Genomic DNA, 2,005 nt, shown 5'->3' on the forward strand with positions numbered 1-2,005 from the left:
ACAACCATTCTCAATCACTAAAAAGCTTACGCTATATTATTTTTGACTTCCGCCTTGCGGTACTATCAGTTCGCTGACTTTAAAATAATCCGCGTTTGCCATTAGGACGTACAGTTAACCAGTTAGTCTTAGCTGAAGCTAATTGTTCATCGCTTATTCTTGCACCAGTCAGATTAGCACCGGATAAATTAGCACCTCGCAAATTAGCTTGACTTAAATATGCTTGACTGAGATTCGCTCCTCTTAAGTCTGCTCCTTCTAAATCCGCATTACTAAAATAGGCTTTGCTTAGATCTGCATCTTTAAAATTTGCATCTTTTAAACTGGCTCTGCCAAAATCCGTATTATGAAGATTAGTGCCTTGAAAATTGGCTTTATAAAATTGAGCCGCATAAAAATTAGTACCTGATAAATCAGTATTAGTTAGGTTTAATCGCGTAAAGCTATGAGAAGCAAAATCGCGTCTTCCTTTCTCGTAAGCACTCAAGAGACTTTGAGAATCTAACTTTCTCGGACTGGAAGAACCACTATTATTAATATTATTACCATCGCTAGAATTAGATTTATAGCCAGTTTCTCTATTGGGAATAGATCCATGTTTCCATTCTATACCGTCTGGTGTCTTACCTCTTCTGGCTCGAATAGATGCGGCCATCTTGGATACACCACCATCATTTTGATCACGGGTAGAATTAAGAGAATGAACGGCATTAATCCCCAAATCTCTCTGATGGGCTGTTGGTTCTGGCGGACTGCCCCCAGGTTTAGATAATAAGCCCTGGGCTAAACTATCTAAATAAGGTTCCATATCCAAAGCTCGCAATACTTCCTGAGGTGATTGGTAGCGATTCCGTAATGACACCTCCAGCATTTTTTTCAAGACCTTGGTTAAATGCTCACTGATATCTACTAAATGATCCCACATCATGTCCCCAGTCGTGGGATTATATTCCAAATCTTTAGGAATTTTGGCCGTCAACAGATAAATACAAGTTACGCCCAAAGCATAAATATCACTGGCATAAACCGGACGCATGGCCATTTGTTCTGGAGGGGCAAAACCAGGAGTACCAATAGCATAAGCGGTGAGTGCTGTTTGTCCTGATTGATTGGCGACTACTTGGTTAACTTGGGTTTTCACTGCACCAAAATCAATTAGTACCAATCTAGCATCTTGAGAACGACGAATGAGGTTAGCAGGTTTAATATCACGGTGAATTACTTGGTGCTGATGAATATATTGGAGTAATGGTAAAACTTCACTTAAAAATTGTCTTACCCCAGCTTCACTATAGACTCCGTTTTTCTTAACCTCTTGTTGTAGAGTAAAACCACTTACATATTCTTGAACTAAATAGAATTGTGCATTATCTTCAAAATAGTCTAGTAGCCTTGGTATTTGTGGATGATTGCCAATTTTACCGAGGGTTTCTGCTTCTCTGGCAAAAAGATCCCGTGCCATTTGCAATATGTATGGGGTTGTCCCTGACGGACGTAATTGCTTAATTACACAAGGGGGTTTACCTGGTAGATTTTCCTCTAAGGCTAAAAATGTTGCGCCAAAACCACCCTGACCGATTTGTTTAATCACCCGAAAGCGATCGCGCAACAACAATAGTGAGCCACAAGCTTGACACCTTTGACAGGATGCTGAATTTTTGGGATTGGGACAGGTGGGATTTACGCAGTAGCTCATGCACTCTTAACTCGCTGCACGAATAATAACGGGGATAATGACGATCTTATTAGATTATGGAGAGCAAATTCCAGTTTTTACTAGGTTATTTATGCGGGAATTTTGGGGAAAATTTCCTCAAGTTATCTTAATATTACCGTAAATTCATAACTATATTTAACTCTACATAAAATAAATATTGTAATTTTACCCAACTACTACAAAAACTCTCAGTATTCTTCAGTATTTATCCTGAAATAGTTTTACATAGCAGAGGGGTAGGGGAGCAATATATTTTCTCTTGCCTCCTGCCTCCTGCCTTCTGTCAAC

At 39.4% G+C, this 2,005-nt stretch carries 1 protein-coding gene; it reads right to left on the bottom strand.

What is annotated here, in order from left to right; all coding sequences use genetic code 11:
- Positions 1–79: 79 nt before the first annotated feature.
- A complete protein-coding gene (locus CUN59_RS16670) occupies positions 80–1,696 on the bottom strand; it encodes a serine/threonine-protein kinase (RefSeq protein ID WP_104388893.1) in 1,617 nt (538 codons plus the stop codon).
- Positions 1,697–2,005 lie beyond the last annotated feature (309 nt).

The sequence above is a fragment of the Cuspidothrix issatschenkoi CHARLIE-1 genome (assembly GCF_002934005.1).
In the GTDB taxonomy this organism is placed as follows: domain Bacteria; phylum Cyanobacteriota; class Cyanobacteriia; order Cyanobacteriales; family Nostocaceae; genus Cuspidothrix; species Cuspidothrix issatschenkoi.

What these genes read in the sequence shown, in the direction of transcription:
- CUN59_RS16670 (WP_104388893.1), bottom strand. Translation starts at nt 1,696, where the DNA reads ATGAGCTACTGCGTAAATCCCACCTGTCCCAATCCCAAAAATTCAGCA.